This window comes from Pedobacter sp. KBW01 (assembly GCF_003852395.1).
Taxonomy (GTDB): Bacteria; Bacteroidota; Bacteroidia; order Sphingobacteriales; family Sphingobacteriaceae; genus Pedobacter.
Genome location: NZ_QAJQ01000006.1, coordinates 117,741 through 132,614, shown reverse-complemented (window position 1 = coordinate 132,614; position 14,874 = coordinate 117,741). Strand labels below are relative to the sequence as shown.

14 protein-coding genes are annotated in these 14,874 nt (G+C 41.1%); 5 read left to right on the top strand and 9 right to left on the bottom strand.

The features are described from left to right. Window positions 1–156 precede the first annotated feature (156 nt). The 6 genes from DBR40_RS06300 to DBR40_RS06275 all read right to left on the bottom strand — a co-directional run bounded on the left by DBR40_RS06300 (window position 157) and on the right by DBR40_RS06275 (window position 5,946). Window positions 157–771 (bottom strand): ABC transporter ATP-binding protein, encoded by a 615-nt coding sequence (locus tag DBR40_RS06300; RefSeq protein ID WP_124558899.1) that lies wholly within the window; start codon window positions 769–771, stop codon window positions 157–159. Then, complete coding sequence (locus DBR40_RS06295) at window positions 768–1,268, bottom strand: GNAT family N-acetyltransferase (protein ID WP_124558898.1); 501 nt, start codon at window positions 1,266–1,268, stop codon at window positions 768–770. Before DBR40_RS06295 ends, DBR40_RS06300 begins: the two co-directional genes overlap by 4 nt. 68 nt (window positions 1,269–1,336) lie before the next feature. Further along, entirely contained in the window at window positions 1,337–2,122 is a 786-nt protein-coding gene (gene lpxA, locus DBR40_RS06290) for an acyl-ACP--UDP-N-acetylglucosamine O-acyltransferase (RefSeq protein WP_124558897.1), read from the bottom strand. Beyond that, window positions 2,122–3,534 carry a bifunctional UDP-3-O-[3-hydroxymyristoyl] N-acetylglucosamine deacetylase/3-hydroxyacyl-ACP dehydratase gene (locus DBR40_RS06285; RefSeq protein ID WP_124558896.1) on the bottom strand — a complete coding sequence of 471 codons (1,413 nt, stop codon included), beginning with the start codon at window positions 3,532–3,534 and terminating at the stop codon, window positions 2,122–2,124. Before DBR40_RS06285 ends, lpxA begins: the two co-directional genes overlap by 1 nt. Next, window positions 3,524–4,600 (bottom strand): UDP-3-O-(3-hydroxymyristoyl)glucosamine N-acyltransferase, encoded by a 1,077-nt coding sequence (lpxD, locus tag DBR40_RS06280; RefSeq protein WP_124558895.1) that lies wholly within the window; start codon window positions 4,598–4,600, stop codon window positions 3,524–3,526. Before lpxD ends, DBR40_RS06285 begins: the two co-directional genes overlap by 11 nt. Window positions 4,601–4,722: 122 nt before the next feature. Continuing rightward, complete coding sequence (locus tag DBR40_RS06275) at window positions 4,723–5,946, bottom strand: HD domain-containing protein (RefSeq protein ID WP_199748292.1); 1,224 nt, start codon at window positions 5,944–5,946, stop codon at window positions 4,723–4,725. A 111-nt stretch (window positions 5,947–6,057) separates the two neighbouring features. On the opposite strand from DBR40_RS06275, the gene DBR40_RS06270 reads away from it, so the two are divergent. From DBR40_RS06270 to DBR40_RS06255, 4 genes are all read left to right on the top strand, one after another. Further along, window positions 6,058–7,611 carry a PglZ domain-containing protein gene (locus DBR40_RS06270; protein ID WP_124558894.1) on the top strand — a complete coding sequence of 518 codons (1,554 nt, stop codon included), beginning with the start codon at window positions 6,058–6,060 and terminating at the stop codon, window positions 7,609–7,611. A 348-nt stretch (window positions 7,612–7,959) separates the two neighbouring features. Further along, a complete protein-coding gene (gene tsaE / locus DBR40_RS06265; RefSeq protein WP_166208181.1) occupies window positions 7,960–8,376 on the top strand; it encodes a tRNA (adenosine(37)-N6)-threonylcarbamoyltransferase complex ATPase subunit type 1 TsaE in 417 nt (138 codons plus the stop codon). Between the two features lie 73 nt (window positions 8,377–8,449). After that, on the top strand, window positions 8,450–9,676 hold the full coding sequence (locus DBR40_RS06260; RefSeq protein WP_124558892.1) for an alanine dehydrogenase: 1,227 nt from the start codon (window positions 8,450–8,452) through the stop codon (window positions 9,674–9,676). Window positions 9,677–9,849: 173 nt separating this feature from the next. After that, complete coding sequence (locus DBR40_RS06255) at window positions 9,850–10,533, top strand: M15 family metallopeptidase (RefSeq protein WP_124558891.1); 684 nt, start codon at window positions 9,850–9,852, stop codon at window positions 10,531–10,533. A 105-nt stretch (window positions 10,534–10,638) separates the two neighbouring features. Here the strand turns inward: DBR40_RS06255 and DBR40_RS06250 are convergent, their stop codons facing one another. The 3 genes from DBR40_RS06250 to DBR40_RS06240 are packed head-to-tail and all read right to left on the bottom strand — an operon-like array spanning window position 10,639 to window position 13,551. Beyond that, entirely contained in the window at window positions 10,639–11,139 is a 501-nt protein-coding gene (locus tag DBR40_RS06250; RefSeq protein ID WP_124558890.1) for a SixA phosphatase family protein, read from the bottom strand. 30 nt (window positions 11,140–11,169) lie between these two features. Next, the gene (locus tag DBR40_RS06245) at window positions 11,170–12,213 is read right to left on the bottom strand and encodes an aminotransferase class I/II-fold pyridoxal phosphate-dependent enzyme (RefSeq protein ID WP_124558889.1); all 1,044 of its coding nucleotides are present in this window, start codon (window positions 12,211–12,213) and stop codon (window positions 11,170–11,172) included. A gap of 9 nt (window positions 12,214–12,222) precedes the next feature. Then, window positions 12,223–13,551 (bottom strand): D-alanyl-D-alanine carboxypeptidase/D-alanyl-D-alanine-endopeptidase, encoded by a 1,329-nt coding sequence (locus DBR40_RS06240; RefSeq protein WP_124558888.1) that lies wholly within the window; start codon window positions 13,549–13,551, stop codon window positions 12,223–12,225. A 52-nt stretch (window positions 13,552–13,603) separates the two neighbouring features. On the opposite strand from DBR40_RS06240, the gene DBR40_RS06235 reads away from it, so the two are divergent. Further along, window positions 13,604–14,851, top strand: a complete 1,248-nt coding sequence (locus tag DBR40_RS06235; RefSeq protein WP_124558887.1) for an aspartyl protease family protein — start codon at window positions 13,604–13,606, stop codon at window positions 14,849–14,851. Window positions 14,852–14,874: the final 23 nt, after the last annotated feature.

The following is a 14,874-nucleotide window of genomic DNA, read 5'->3' as shown; positions in this document are numbered from 1 at the left end:
TTTCCTTGAAGAGATAAATTTAATATTTGTTTCTCTTTTTGGTGGTGCAAAGGTAAGAACTATTTTTCAATTACAAAATATTTTTTGAAAAAATTATTTATAATACAAATGTATGACAAAACAGGCATTTTGTATGCTGGGTTTTAGGTATTTAATTTACTTGTAATCAGCAATTTGAATTTGATGATTGCAGAATTCGTATTCCTGAATTTGGTTCGATCCAATTATGGTTAAACGGTCTTTCGCAAAATTTTCAATCAGTTCACGGTACCAATTCATTCCCTGGACGTCTAAATTGCTGGTTGGTTCGTCTAAAAATAAAATTGGTGTATCGGTACAACAGGCCAAAGCTAGTTTGGTTCTTTGTTTCATTCCAGAAGAAAAGTACTTAATTTCTTTGTTTGCTGCTTTTTCAAGTCCAAGGATACTAATCAGGCTTTTGGCATCAACGCCTGACGCAAAGTTTTTAAACTTGAAATGAAAATCAATGATCTCCTTTAAGCTGAAAGTTTCTACCAGTTCTAGGTAGGGGGCAGCTAAACTGATGTGCCTGTAAATGTTTTCTATTGGTATATCGGTACCTTGAGAAAATGAAATCTCTCCTTCAGAAGGGGATAAGCTACCAGTTAATATGCTCAGCAAAGTAGATTTACCAGATCCGTTTGGGCCAAGTATAGCATAACTGTTACCTGCACTAAATTCGGTATTCAGGTTCCTGAAAATCCATTCTTTGTTAAACCTCCGGCCAACGTTGTTTAAGCTTATTTTCATTTATTTGGTATCAAGTGTCGAGTATCAAGTATTGTAGGAGTATTGAGTTGCTTTAACATACAAACACTATTATCAACACCAATATATTGCCCGTAGTTTGAGATAATCTGGTAGCCAGCCTTTTGATACAGGGCTATGGCTTCGGGTTGTTTTTTACCGGTTTCTAAAACGCAGGCGCTAAAACCAATTTCGGTAGCCCAGGTTTCAAGTTCGTTTAAAACGCTGGCTGCAATACCCTGCTTTCTGCTGTCGGGATGAACAAACATCCGTTTTACTTCGGCCTGGCTGGTGGAAAATGGCTTGATTGCGCCACAGCCTACGGGATTATTGTTCTGGTAAGCTACAATCACTTCTTTAATGGCGTCAACTTTGTTGAACTGGGCATAGAAAGCATGTTCATCGCCATCTCTAACGGCTAAATCGCGATCCAACAGGCTAACCAATTTTCTGAAATCGGCATTATCTGAACTGGTTCTGATTAGCGTTAAATCACTCATGAATGTTTATTTTGAGTTTAAGGCAAGGTTTTGCCCTCTGCCTTAAACCTTTCAGCCTTTTACCTTTATTAGCTTCCCATGCCGAAACCCTTCATCACCCCACGGTTAGAGTTGCGGATAAAATCTACAATCTCGTCGCGGATTTCAGTAGGCTTAAATTCGGCTTCGATCATATCCAAAGCTTTGGTTACGTTATTGTGTTTAACGAAAAGTACACGGTAAATTTCCTGTATTTCGTCAATCTGCTCGTTAGTAAAACCTCTTCTTCTTAAGCCAACAGAGTTAATACCTGCGTAAGAAAGCGGCTCGCGTGCAGCTTTAACATAAGGCGGAACATCTTTACGTACTAAGGAACCACCGGTTACGAAAGCGTAAGAACCTACTTTAACAAACTGGTGAATAGCCACCAGGCCTGCAAGTACCACATTATTACCAATGGTAATGTGGCCTGCTAAAGTGGTGCTGTTAGAGAAAATACAGTTGTTTCCTACTTCGCAATCGTGCGCAATGTGCGAATAAGCCTGAATTAGGCAGTTGCTGCCGATCACGGTTTTCCATTTATCTTTAGTGCCGCGGTTAATGGTAACACACTCACGAATGGTAGTGTTGTCGCCAATTTCTGCAGTGGTAATTTCTCCTGCAAATTTTAAGTCCTGTGGTTCGCCGGAAATAACGGCACCTGGAAAAATGCGGCAGTTTTTACCAATACGTGCACCATCCATAATGGTCACGTTCGATCCAATCCAGGTTCCTTCTCCAATTACAACGTCTTTATGTATCACTACAAAAGGTTCGATTACCACGTTTTCGGCAATTTTTGCCTGAGGATGTATATATGCTAAAGGTTGTATCATTATTGAGCGGGTTCTGCTTGTTTAACTTTTGAAATTTGGGCCATCATTTCGGCTTCGACAACGATTTTTTCGCCAACCATACCCACACCTTTCATCTGGGCAATACCCCTTCTGATTGGTTCGAGCAAATCGCAACGGAAAACAATAGTATCGCCTGGAAGCACCTGTGCCCTGAAACGTACGTTATCTATTTTTAAGAAATAGGTTAAATAGTTTCTTGGGTCTGGAACGGTACTTAAAACCAAAATACCGCCAACCTGAGCCATAGCTTCAATCTGGATTACTCCAGGAAAAACCGGCGCACCAGGGAAATGCCCTTTAAAAAACTCTTCGTTCATGGTTACGTTTTTAACGCCCACTACGTGGTTTTTTGATAATTCTAATATCTTATCTACAAATAAAAATGGTTGACGGTGTGGCAAAATGTCCATAATCTGAACCACATCATATAATGGTTTTGCACTTGGATCGTAAACCTTTTGTACTTTTTTGTTTTTCTCTTTTTTAATGGCTGCCTTAATTTTTTTTGCAAAGGCAACATTGGCTGCGTGGCCGGGGCGTGCTGCCATAATATGGCCTTTTAAGTGCATGCCAACCAAAGCTAAATCGCCAATCATATCCAGTAGTTTATGACGGGCAGGCTCGTTCTGGTAGCGTAGCTCCATATTGTTTAATATTCCCTGCGGGGCAACATCTATATCTTTGCGGTTGAAAAGCTTAGCCAAATGACTCAATTCGTCTTTGGTAACTTCTTTATCAACAATTACAATCGCGTTATTTAAATCGCCTCCTTTAATCAGGTTGTGCGATAACTGGTATTCTAATTCGTGCAAGAAACAGAAAGTACGGCACGAAGCGATTTCTTTTTTGAACTCGGCAATGGTGTTAATGCCGGCATGCTGACTGCCTAAAACAGGCGAGTTATAATCAATCATACAGGTAAAACGGTAGTCGTCAAGCGGCATAGCCACAATCTCTACTTTCCTGTCTTCTTCTGTATAGGTAATGTTATGAGGGATGGTGAAGTATTCGCGATCGGCATTTTGCTCTACAGTACCTACTTCTTCCAATAAATCGACAAACTGGATTGAGCTGCCATCCATAATCGGGGTTTCAGGCCCGTCTAATTTGATTAGCACATTATCGAGGTCCATTCCGATCAATGAAGCCATTACGTGCTCAACAGTGCTTACGCTGGCGCCGTTTTGGGTAATGGTAGTTCCGCGCGAAGTATCGGTTACATTATCAGCATCCGCTTCGATAATCGGGTGCCCATCTAAATCGATGCGTTGAAATTTAAAACCATGATTTTCGGGGGCAGGGCAAAATGTTAAAGTAACATTAGCGCCTGTGTGTAAACCAACACCAGATGCTGATATTTCTTGCTTAATCGTTTTTTGTCTAACGTTCATTGTGTAATGTATTCTTTTCCAGTTCAGCTGTAAGCTTTTTCAATTCCTCTTCGAGTGCGTTAATTCTTTTTTCTACATCGGGGAGGTGTTTGAAAATTACCGATGCGCGCATCCAGTTGCGCAATGGTTGGGCAGGACTGCCGTGCCATTGTTTATTTTCTTCTGTAATGTTAAAGTTAATGCCTGCCTGCGCCCCAATTTGGGTGCCTTTGGCTAAGGTTAAATGGCCTGCAATGCCAACCTGGCCACCCACAACACTGTTAGGGCCAATTTTTGTGCTTCCCGAAATGCCTGATTGTGCCGCTAGAACGGTGTTTTCGCCAATTTCTACATTATGGGCAATCTGAATCAGGTTATCGATTTTTGCGCCTTTTTTTACAATGGTCGATCCCATGGTTGCACGGTCTACAGTAGTATTGGCGCCAATTTCTACATCATCTTCAATTACCACATTCCCAATTTGAGGGATTTTATTGTATGTGCCGTCTTTTTGAGGGGCAAAACCAAAACCATCGCTTCCAATAACCGTATTGGCGTGAATTATTACGCGGCTACCAATTACCGAATTGTGGTAAACTTTTACACCCGGGTAAAAAGTAGTGTTTTCGCCAATTTTAGAATGTGCACCAATAAAAACCTGCGTATTTATTTTACAGCCATCGGCAATTACAGCGTGCTCAGCCACATAGGCGAAAGCATCAATAAACACATTCTCCCCAATTTTTGCAGTTGGGTGCACGAAAGCCATTTTATCAATACCCGTTTGTGTGTTTTGTGCATTTACTGCTTCGTTGTATTTATCCAGCAGGATAGTAAAAGCGCTATATGGATTTTCTACACGCACCAAAGTGCTGGTGTAGGGCTGGGTTGGGGCAAAATCTTTAGATACGATTACAACTGATGCCTGAGTAGAATACAAAAAGTTTTCGTACTTAGGATTGGAAAGAAAAGACAAAGAGCCTTCCTTTCCGTCTTCTATTTTAGAGAGTTCGGTAACGGCTACGTCGGGGTTACCATCTATGGAACCGTTCAGAAACTGACTTATCTGCTTGGCAGTAAATTGCATCGTACAAAGGTAAATGTTAAATTGATATGAACAAAAAAACCTGCAACGGTTAAGCTGTGTATATTTTACACAATAATAAGACTTAAAACGGCAGTAAAAGTTAAATATTTTGTTAAATAAGCTTAAATGCCCCTGGGGTAACAGAGTATATATTTTTCTACTGTTTTTTGCAATGATTCGAGATTTGATAAATCCGAAGCTTTTGCGATATCAACAATGGTGTTATTTTTCATTAAAATCTTAATATTGCCAACGCCGGCATTGTATGCGCGGTTTTGTATCGTATCGGTAAAAACAAAATAACGGGCTTCTTCGGGCTTAATTCCGAGCAGGTTAACCGCTGCATCCTGTAAAAATGCCAACCGATCGGCCTTTTCCATTTCATTGCCCATTTCTACTTTGTACAGGTTACGCGAGGTAAGCATATTACAAAGGGTTGATAAAATTTTATCGGGATGCTTTACCCAAACTTTAACAGCCGCATAAATGTCCTGATCATCAAGGTTGGTAAAATGTTCGAGGTTTTCATGCTGTTCAAAAAAGTTGCCCTCGTTAATGTTATGCTTTAAAAAATGATTTAACGATGGTGAAGCAAATAAATCTTCGCCTCTGCCCGATAGCTCTTTGGCCCGTTCAAGCAATTTCACTAAAATCATCTCGCCTGCAATAACGGTTTTATGAAGGTAAACCTGCCAGTACATCAGCCGGCGCGCTATCAGAAATTTCTCGATAGAGTAAATCCCTTTTTCTTCGATAACGAGATCATCATCATGAACGTTAAACATTTTAATGATGCGGTCGAAACTGATTACCCCCTCACTTACACCCGTAAAAAAGCTATCGCGGTTTAAATAATCCATCCGGTCTAAATCGAGCTGGCCCGAAATTAACTGGTGTAGAAACCGTTTGGGGTAGGTACCGTTAAAAATTTCAATGGCATGTGTTAAACGGCCCTCAAAATGGATGTTGAGGTCGTTCATCAGCTTTACCGAAATATCTTCGTGCTTAATACCGGTAACCAGCGAATGCTCGAGTGCATGCGAAAAAGGACCATGACCAATGTCATGCAGTAAAATGGCCAAAATGGCCGCTTCTTCTTCTCTTTCGGTAATGTCATGTCCTTTGCTTCTTAGCAAACCAATAGCCAAACACATTAAATGCATGGCACCCAGGGCATGATGAAAACGGGTGTGCAATGCGCCCGGATAAACCAAATGGGTCATGCCCAGTTGTTTAATGTAGCGCAGCCGCTGGAAATAGGGGTGCGATATTACATCGTAAACTAAGGCCGATGGTATGCTTATGAAACCGTAAACCGGATCATTTATGATTTTCTTCTTGTTCAATCGTTAAAAATAGTTAAATAGACAGATACGGTACAAAAATTGCTATTTTTATTTAGAGTTTGATTTACCTGCCAAAATAAAAAGGCAATACATACCTATTTTTACATAAACATGCAAGAAACTAAGATATTATGGGCCGACGATGAAATCGACCTGTTAAAACCACATATATTATTGTTAAATGATAAAGGTTATAATGTAACCACATTTACCAATGGGAACGATGCGCTTGAAGCATTCGGAAAATCACATTTCGACCTTGTGTTTTTAGACGAAAACATGCCGGGGATGAGTGGGATTGAAACGCTTGGGGCCATTAAAAACCTGAATCCGGACGTGCCGGTGGTACTCATTACCAAAAGTGAGGAAGAAAACCTGATGGAAGATGCCATTGGGAGTAAAATTGATGATTATCTGATTAAGCCGGTTAACCCGAAACAGGTGCTGCTTACCATTAAAAAGCTGATTGATAACAAGCGTTTGGTAAGCGAGAAAACATCAATGGCCTACCAGCAGGATTTCCGCCGTTTGGGCATGACCCTTGGCGATAAGCTGAGCTACGATGAGTGGGTAGACGTTTACAAAAAGATTGTTTTCTGGGAACTGGAGCTGGAAAAGCTGGATGACCCGCAAATGCATGAAATTTTAACCATGCAGAAACAGGAAGCCAATACCCAGTTTTCGAAATTTGTTGAAGAGCATTATTTAGGCTGGATTAAGGAAAAAGATAAAGCCCCGTTGTTTTCGAACGAGCTGTTAAAGAAGAAGGCTTTCCCGCACATTAACGAAACTACCCCTGTGTTTTTTATCTTGATCGATAATTTACGTTACGACCAGTGGAAAATCATTAACCCCTTAATTTCGGAGTACTTCCGTATTGATGAGGAGGATATGTACAGCAGTATTTTGCCAACGGCAACACAGTATGCCAGAAATGCTATCTTTTCGGGCTTAATGCCTTTGGATATGGAAAAACGTTTCCCTCAGCTTTGGCAAAATGATGATGATGAAGGCGGAAAGAACATGCATGAAGAAGCCTTTCTGGCCGATAACATTAAACGCACTTTACGCAGGGACTGCAAATTCAGCTACAATAAAATTTTAACTTTTGAACAGGGTAAGGATTTGGTAGACCAAACCAACAACCTGTTGCAAAATGATTTTAATGCCATTGTTTTCAACTTTGTTGATATGCTGAGCCATGCGCGTACCGATATGCAGATGATCCGCGAGCTGGCCAACGATGACGCTGCCTATCGCTCGTTAACCTTATCGTGGTTTGAGCATTCGCCGCTTTGGGATTTATTGAAAAAGATATCGCAGAAAAAGGTTAAAGTAATCATCACCACCGATCATGGTACCATTCGCGTTAAAAAGCCCGTTAAAGTTATTGGCGATAGAAGCACCAATACCAATTTGAGGTATAAACAGGGCAGAAACCTGAACTTTAATGCTAAAGATGTTTTCCTGATTAAAAATCCGCATGATGCTATGCTACCAAAAATCAACATCAGCAGCAGTTATATTTTTGCCCGCGAAGACAGTTATTTCGTATATCCCAACAATTACAACCAATTTGTAAATTACTATAACGAAACCTTTCAGCACGGGGGGATTTCACTCGAAGAGATGATCATTCCGGTGGTAACTTATTCGCCGAGATAAAACGCCTGTTACCAGAAAAAGCCCAATCTACAAGTTGGGCTTTTTTTTTGCCCTGCCCTGCAATTATTCATATGGCTCAGATACCGCCCCGTTGTTGCTACCAAATGGGTATCAGCAAGACCTTAACAAGGCTTGCTCCCGACCTAAATGTTGGCTTAAATTCGCTTTTTAGGTAAACAGGAGGTAACGCCAGGGTAACCATGGGGTTAACATGGTACCAATAAAGGGTAAACAACAGGTAAAGGAAGGGTAAACAGATATTAACTTTTTTTTGGCTTTTAGCGCTGATATTAAGAAATCAGTAAAAGCAATTTATTTATGTATTACTTTTGCCTTTATTTTTTTAGCATGGAAATTACAGTAAATGGTTTATCAGATTTACCTCAGGTAGCCGAACAGCTTTTAGCCTTCGCCGGTAAAGAAAAGATTTTCATTTTTGAAGGTGAGATGGGCGCAGGAAAAACGACCTTTATTAAGCACTTTTGTGCCCACTTAGGCATCGAAGACGTAGTTTCCAGTCCAACCTATTCTATCGTAAATGAATACGTAAGTCCTAACGGATCGGTTTACCATTTCGATTTCTACCGGATTAAAGATATTCGCGAAGCTTACGATCTTGGCTACGAAGAATATTTTTACGGAGGGGGCATTTGCCTGATTGAATGGCCGGAGCGGGTAGCCGAGTTATTGCCCGAAAATTATATCAAAGTTGAAATTAGTGTGGTAGACGAAAATGAACGATTGTTTAGTCTTTGTAAGGTATAACAATTAGTTATCAATTAATTAACAGATTTTCCTTACCTTGAACAACCTAAAACTACCAAAATATTAATTCAACATGGCTACAGGATTACGCGAAGGAATGGCCGATATAGCTCGTCAGGGTTTATTGCAAACACAAGAGGCAAAACTCGAAACCAGAAATAAAAAGAACAATCTATATATCGGAATACCCAAAGAAATTTCTTTCCAGGAAAATAGAATTGCTTTAACCCCGCTTTCTGTTGCCTTGCTGGTAAATAATGGCCACCGTGTAGTCCTTGAAAGTGGTGCCGGTATCGGAGCCAATTTTACCGACTCTGAATATGCAGAACAAGGTGCTAAAATAACCTACAACAAAAAAGAGGTTTTCGAAGCCGATATTCTGGTAAAAATTGCGCCGCCAACATTGGAAGAAATTGACATGATGCACAAGGGGCAAACACTGCTTTCTTCTTTACAGACCGGTACCTTAAAGCAGGATTACCTGAAAGCATTGATGCATAAAAAAATTAATGCCCTGTGTTTCGAAAACCTGCGCGATGAAGGTAATGTGTTGAGTGTGGTGCGGGCCATGAGCGAAATTGTAGGTTCGACATCGATTTTAATTGCTGCAGAGTACCTGAGTAATGTTACCGGAGGCAAAGGTTTAATGTTAGGAGGCTTTACCGGAGTTCCACCAACCGAAATTGTAATTTTAGGTGCTGGTACGGTGGGCGAGTATGCTGCAAGAACCGCTTTAGCCCTGGGGGCAGAAGTAAAGGTTTTTGATAGCTCTATTTACCGTTTACGCCGTTTACAAAATAACCTGGGCAGCCGGGTTTTTACCTCGGTAATGCAGCCTATTGTGCTTAATAAAGCCATTGTAACCTGCGATGTGGTAATTGGTGCCATCAGGGCAACCCACGGCCGCAGTCCCTGCATTGTAATGGAAGAAACCGTTGCCCGCATGAAACCCCATTCGGTGGTTATTGATGTAAGTATTGATCAGGGAGGCTGTTTCGAAACTTCCGAAGTAACCAACCATACCAATCCGGTTTTCCGCAAATATGATGTAATTCATTATTGTGTGCCTAATATTGCTTCCAGGGTGCCTAGAACAGCATCTTATGCGCTAACCAATATTTTTGCGCCAATTTTATTGGATATAGGTGAATTGGGTGGATTGGTGAACATGGCCTGGAACAATCCGGGTATCCGCGAAGCGCTATACATTTATCAGGGCAATTGTACCAATAAAGACCTTTCGGATATGTTTAACCTGCCTTTTAAAGATCTGGAATTACTGGTTGTTTCGAATCAGTAGGTCATAATCCGTCATTTCGAGCGGAGTGTAACGCAGCCGAGAAATCTACCTTCATAGATCTCTCCCCGCCTGTACGGGCAGGCATTCGCTTCGCTTCAGTCGAGATGACGATCCTTTTATTGGAGTCTGTTCGATGTTAGAAAAACGATGAAGCAATCTAAATATAACCGTTTATGAAGTTCAGTGTATTGATATTTTTTCTCCTTATCGCTGTTTCGGCCTCCTCCCAAAACAAACCTATCGCAACGAAGAAACTAGTCGTGGTTAGCGCCTATACCCAATATCAGGCCTCAGTAAAATCGAATCCGAACAACGAACTGGTAGAGATTAAAAAAGCGATCCCCAATATTGCGCTCGATATCCGTTATGCTACTAAAAATAACTTTATGCAGCAAGTAATGTATAAACAGGCAAGGGCCTTTGCAAGGAAGCCTGTGGTAGAGGCATTAAAGAAAATTCAGCAGGAGTTGAACAAAAAAGGCCTTGGTTTAAAAATATTTGATGGTTACCGCCCTTATGCCATTACGGTTGAGTTTTATAAAAAAGCGAGCGATAAGAACTTTGTGGCTAATCCGTCCAAAGGCTCCAAACATAACAGGGGCTGCGCTGTAGATTTAACCCTTATTAACTTAAAAACAGGCAAAGAGATACCTATGCCTACTCCGTATGATAGCTTTTCGGCGGCTGCGGCTGCTAACTATGAAAAGGTATCGCCTCAACAAAAAAAGAACCGCGATTTACTAATCGGCACTATGGCCAAACACGGGCTTAAGGTTTTAGAAAATGAATGGTGGCACTACGATTTCGTGGGTTGGAAAAACTACAACCTGATGGATATTCCCTTTGAAAAGCTTTAAAGGTTCAGTAGTTCATTGGTCATTTGTTGATTGGGCTAGATGCCAAATGTAGATCTGAGTCAGCTGGGAACATCCGACTCGACTCTAAAAACTGTTAACTCCCAACTACAAGTGGTGTGGCCTACCGTACTGGTCTTTCTTTACACGCGCTTTGTCGTCTTTTACCGTTAAGTGAAAAATGTAGTCGTAATCATCGTCGGTGAGCATTTCCATTGGCCTTTTACCGCCAAAAGCCTCAATAATTTCTAATACCGTATTAGAGTGGGCTGCCACAATAACCGTTTTTCCACTGTAATTTTTCTTAACCGAATCCACCAGTGATTTAGCGTCCTTATAATCTACAACTTTTTGAACGATTAAAGAATCTAAGGTTTGGTGGGTTCTTTTAAAAGGAGTACTGAAAGCTACATCGAACTTTACTTTCTTTAGATAGGTGGCGAGGTCGCCGGCCCTGATTCTGCCTTCATCTGACAGGCTCGGGTTCGTATCTTGTGGGTTCGATTTATCTTTTTCTGCATGCCTCACAATCCAAACATCGGTAGTTTGCGCCAAAACAGAAGTGGAGAGGATAAATAGCAGGGGCAGGAAAAGGAATAGTCGTTTCATTTTATAAAGATTAAAAAATATTGCGAGACCCTATGCATTAATACTGCTAATTAATTTTTCGATATCGGCTTTTTCGTGCCAGCTGCTTAATACAATCCGGTTAATGGGAGCACTGGTTGGGTTAGGGTACGGAAAGGATGAAATCAGAATCTGCTGCTTGAAAAAGTGCTGCTCAATTTGTTGGTCGTAAGTTAAGAAAGCAGGGAACCCGGGCTCGTATTTCCACGTGGAACTTAAGCTACCAGCCAGTAAATCAATATTCTGCTGGAGCTTTTGCCAGGCAGCCTGATAAATTTCTCCGGCCTTGGTGAAGGCGTAGAGACCTGCGGCAGCCGGGGGAGAAGCCCCAACAAAAACAGGGCTTTTTTTAAGCTGGCCGATTATTTTCTGCGAGCCTAAAACAATACCGGCATCTATACCCAGTGCTTTAGCCATCGAGGCCACCACAACATATTCAGTATTGGGCCGTTCGGGTAGACCAGAGTACGCACTTAACCCCCCATTGTTTACACCTATGCCGTGCGAATCATCTACAATTACCACCAGTTTTTTACTGGCATCGATATCGTTCAGGAAAGTAAAATCGTAAATCTCGGGTACAAGGTTGTTCATCGAATTGCTGATGAGCACCCAGTTTTGTTCGGTCGAAGCATTAATCCTTTCAACAGTTTCTGCTTTCCAGGCTGTAAAAGAATCAGAAGAGGAGGGTTGCGCATTTAGCCAAAGCGAAGGGTGGGCTGCCGGGGCATAACTTACCTGGCCCAGGTTGGCTAAGGCCCTAACTGTAAGCTGTGCGGCTAAATATCCGCTCGAGGTAATCAGCGCTGCTGCTGCACCATAACGCGCTGCTGCTACTTTTTCGGCCTCATCATAAATGCCAAGCTGAATATTATTGGTGCGGCTTGTACCATTATTTAAGCCAAGTTTGTTAATCCCTTCAATATATAACTTAATAAAATCGGTGTTTTTTGGAATGCCCAGATATGCGGTGCCGCCAAAATACAGGTAACTTTTTCCATCAACAGCTATTTTGTTGCTTAGGGGCTGATTTATCGCTTTAAATGCCGTGTTCATGCGCTAAACCTAAAAATTGTCGTGTATATAAGTAATTATCCTAACCATTTCTGCCCGTACCTCGGCTGTTGGCTTAACAAAGCCATTGTTCATAAAAGCATAAATGTAGGTTTTACCTTTTTTGGTTAAAACATAACCACTTTGGTTATGTACACCACCCAGCGAACCTGTTTTGCCAAATACAAAGGGCTTATCGGTTTTAGGGTAGGCATTTTTCAAAGTGCCACTCTTTCCACCTGCAGGTAACATATTAAAAAGTTTTTCGGGGTTATTTACCAAACTGTAAATCGAATCGAGCAGGTACACGTTATCCCTCGGGGTAAATAAATTTTGGCGCGACAGGCCTGAACCATCCACCCATTTTACCTTATCGGGTAAAAATGAAAGGTAGTTTTTGGTTATGTGCTGAATGGCTTTAACTGTGCTTAAAGTATCGCCAATCTGGTTGGCACATACCAGCAATAAATGTTCGGCTATAAAATTATCGCTCGGTAACATCATGTGTTTTAAAACCGAATCGCGTTTTGCACCAGGTAAAGTTTTAGCATTAGCTGGTATTTTAAGGTTAACCAGACCAACTGATTTGTGCAAGGTATCTGATAGTATTTCTACAGTAAGCTGCGGACTGGTTTTATACGGGTTTTGCTGGTTGTAGCCCGGCTTTGCTGCTACCGCAGGATAATGAAAAGTGTTGGTCAGGAAATCGCGGCTTACCTGGAAATTGCCAGAGGTTTTAGTAGAGTCGATTTCGAAGCAGGAGCTAAAAACCCGGGGTTCGATGTTGATTTTATTTGGGCCAGCATAGGTGGAGGTAACCATATTGTCCATAATGGGCAGCTCGGTAATTTCGGGCTGGTAGTAAAAATCGTAATCATCCCACGACCACCCGTCGCCAAAAAAACTACCCGAATAACGACCGGGGGCAAAGAACAGCTTTTTGTTTGATGCTAGGAGGAAATTATAGGCCGATTTATCTTTTATGGCAAACTGCAAAAATGAAGGATCTCCGGTTCCCCAAAAAATCAGTGAGTCATTCCGCTCTATATATTTTAAGGCAGGCATCACATCGGGCAACATTTTTAAACTCGCAAAAAAGGTATAGAGTTTGGTATTCGAGGCAGGGGTAAAATATTTATCTGCATCCCGCTGAAAAACCATCTTTTTATTGGTCGGATTGAAAAGAGCAAAACCAACCTGGTACTGTTTAATTGCTTCCGACTTTTTAAAGGTTCTGGCTACTTTTTTAGCTATCATTTTATCGGTAGAACAGCCGCTAAACAGGCTTATACATATTGCAATGGCAAGAAAAAAAGTATATGTTTTTTTTAAAGGGAACATGTTCTAAATTTAGGGAAGCACAATTATCAACTAATTTATTAAATTTAGTTAAATGTTAGCCAAGTATAGCCCTGTTGTAATAATCTGTTTACGCAAGTTGATTATTTGCCTGGGCCTGGTTTTGACTATTTTTCAGGCAACTGCCCAGGAGTTTGCTTTCAGGCGGAACCAGCAGAAGCAATCTATTACCTTTAAATGCATTAAAAATCTGATTGTTGTTCCGCTCTATGTAAATGGAAAAGGACCTTACGATTTTGTTTTAGATACTGGCGTGGGGCCTATGATTGTTACCGACCCTTCAATTATCGATTCGCTGAATTTTAACATGCTCCGCAAAATTAAAGTCTCGGGTTTGGGTATCGAAACGGTCGAAGCTTTTGTTTCGCAAAATATTACCGCCCGCTTGGGGAATGCGGTGATGGATCATGTGCCTACGGCCATTTTAAAAGAAGATCTTTTTAATTTATCCGGGCATTTGGGGATTAAGATTTATGGCTTAATCGGCTATAATTTTTTTAACAGCTTTGTGGTTGAGATCAGGTATAACGAAAACAGGATTATTGTGCACAATTATGGCACAAAGATCAAATATCGTGGAGAAAAAATACCCATTGTAGTCGAAAACCAAAAACCTTACCTGATGGCTACTATCGAAATTCCGGATGGCGGAACCATTAACGCCAGGTTTCTGATTGATACAGGAGCCAGTCATGCCTTATCGCTCGAAACCCTCGGTGGAGAAGCATTTCCACTGCCGGCCAAAACCATTAGTGCCAATTTAGGGATGAGCCTTAGCGGTCAAATTAAAGGCTATGTGGGTAGAGTGCGCAAGTTTAAATTAGGCGATTATACTTTTAAAGATGTTGTGGCCGGTTTTCCCGATTTTAAAACCATTTCAGATAAAATTGATCTCTCCAAACGGAATGGAAATCTGGGTGCCGACCTGCTCCGTAAATTTAACCTTCAAATTAATTACGAACAGGGCTTTATCTACATTAAACCAAACAGTTTTAGCAAGCAACCCTTCGAGCACGATATGGTTGGTATGGTGATTTATTTAGACCAGAAAGAATACAAAAGATTACTGATTGGCGAAATAGACCCCAATAGCCCGGCAGAACGGGCAGGCCTTTGCCAGGACGACGAAATTATAGGTGTAAACTTTAAAAGCGTTGACGCTTATTCTTTGAACGATCTTACCGAGCTGTTTAAATCGAAGGCCGAGCGGAATATCATTTTTGAAGTATATCGTGATAAACAAGTGTTCTTTAAAGTGGTAAAATTGGAGAAACGAATTTAATTGAACGTAATTTTCCGGTTACA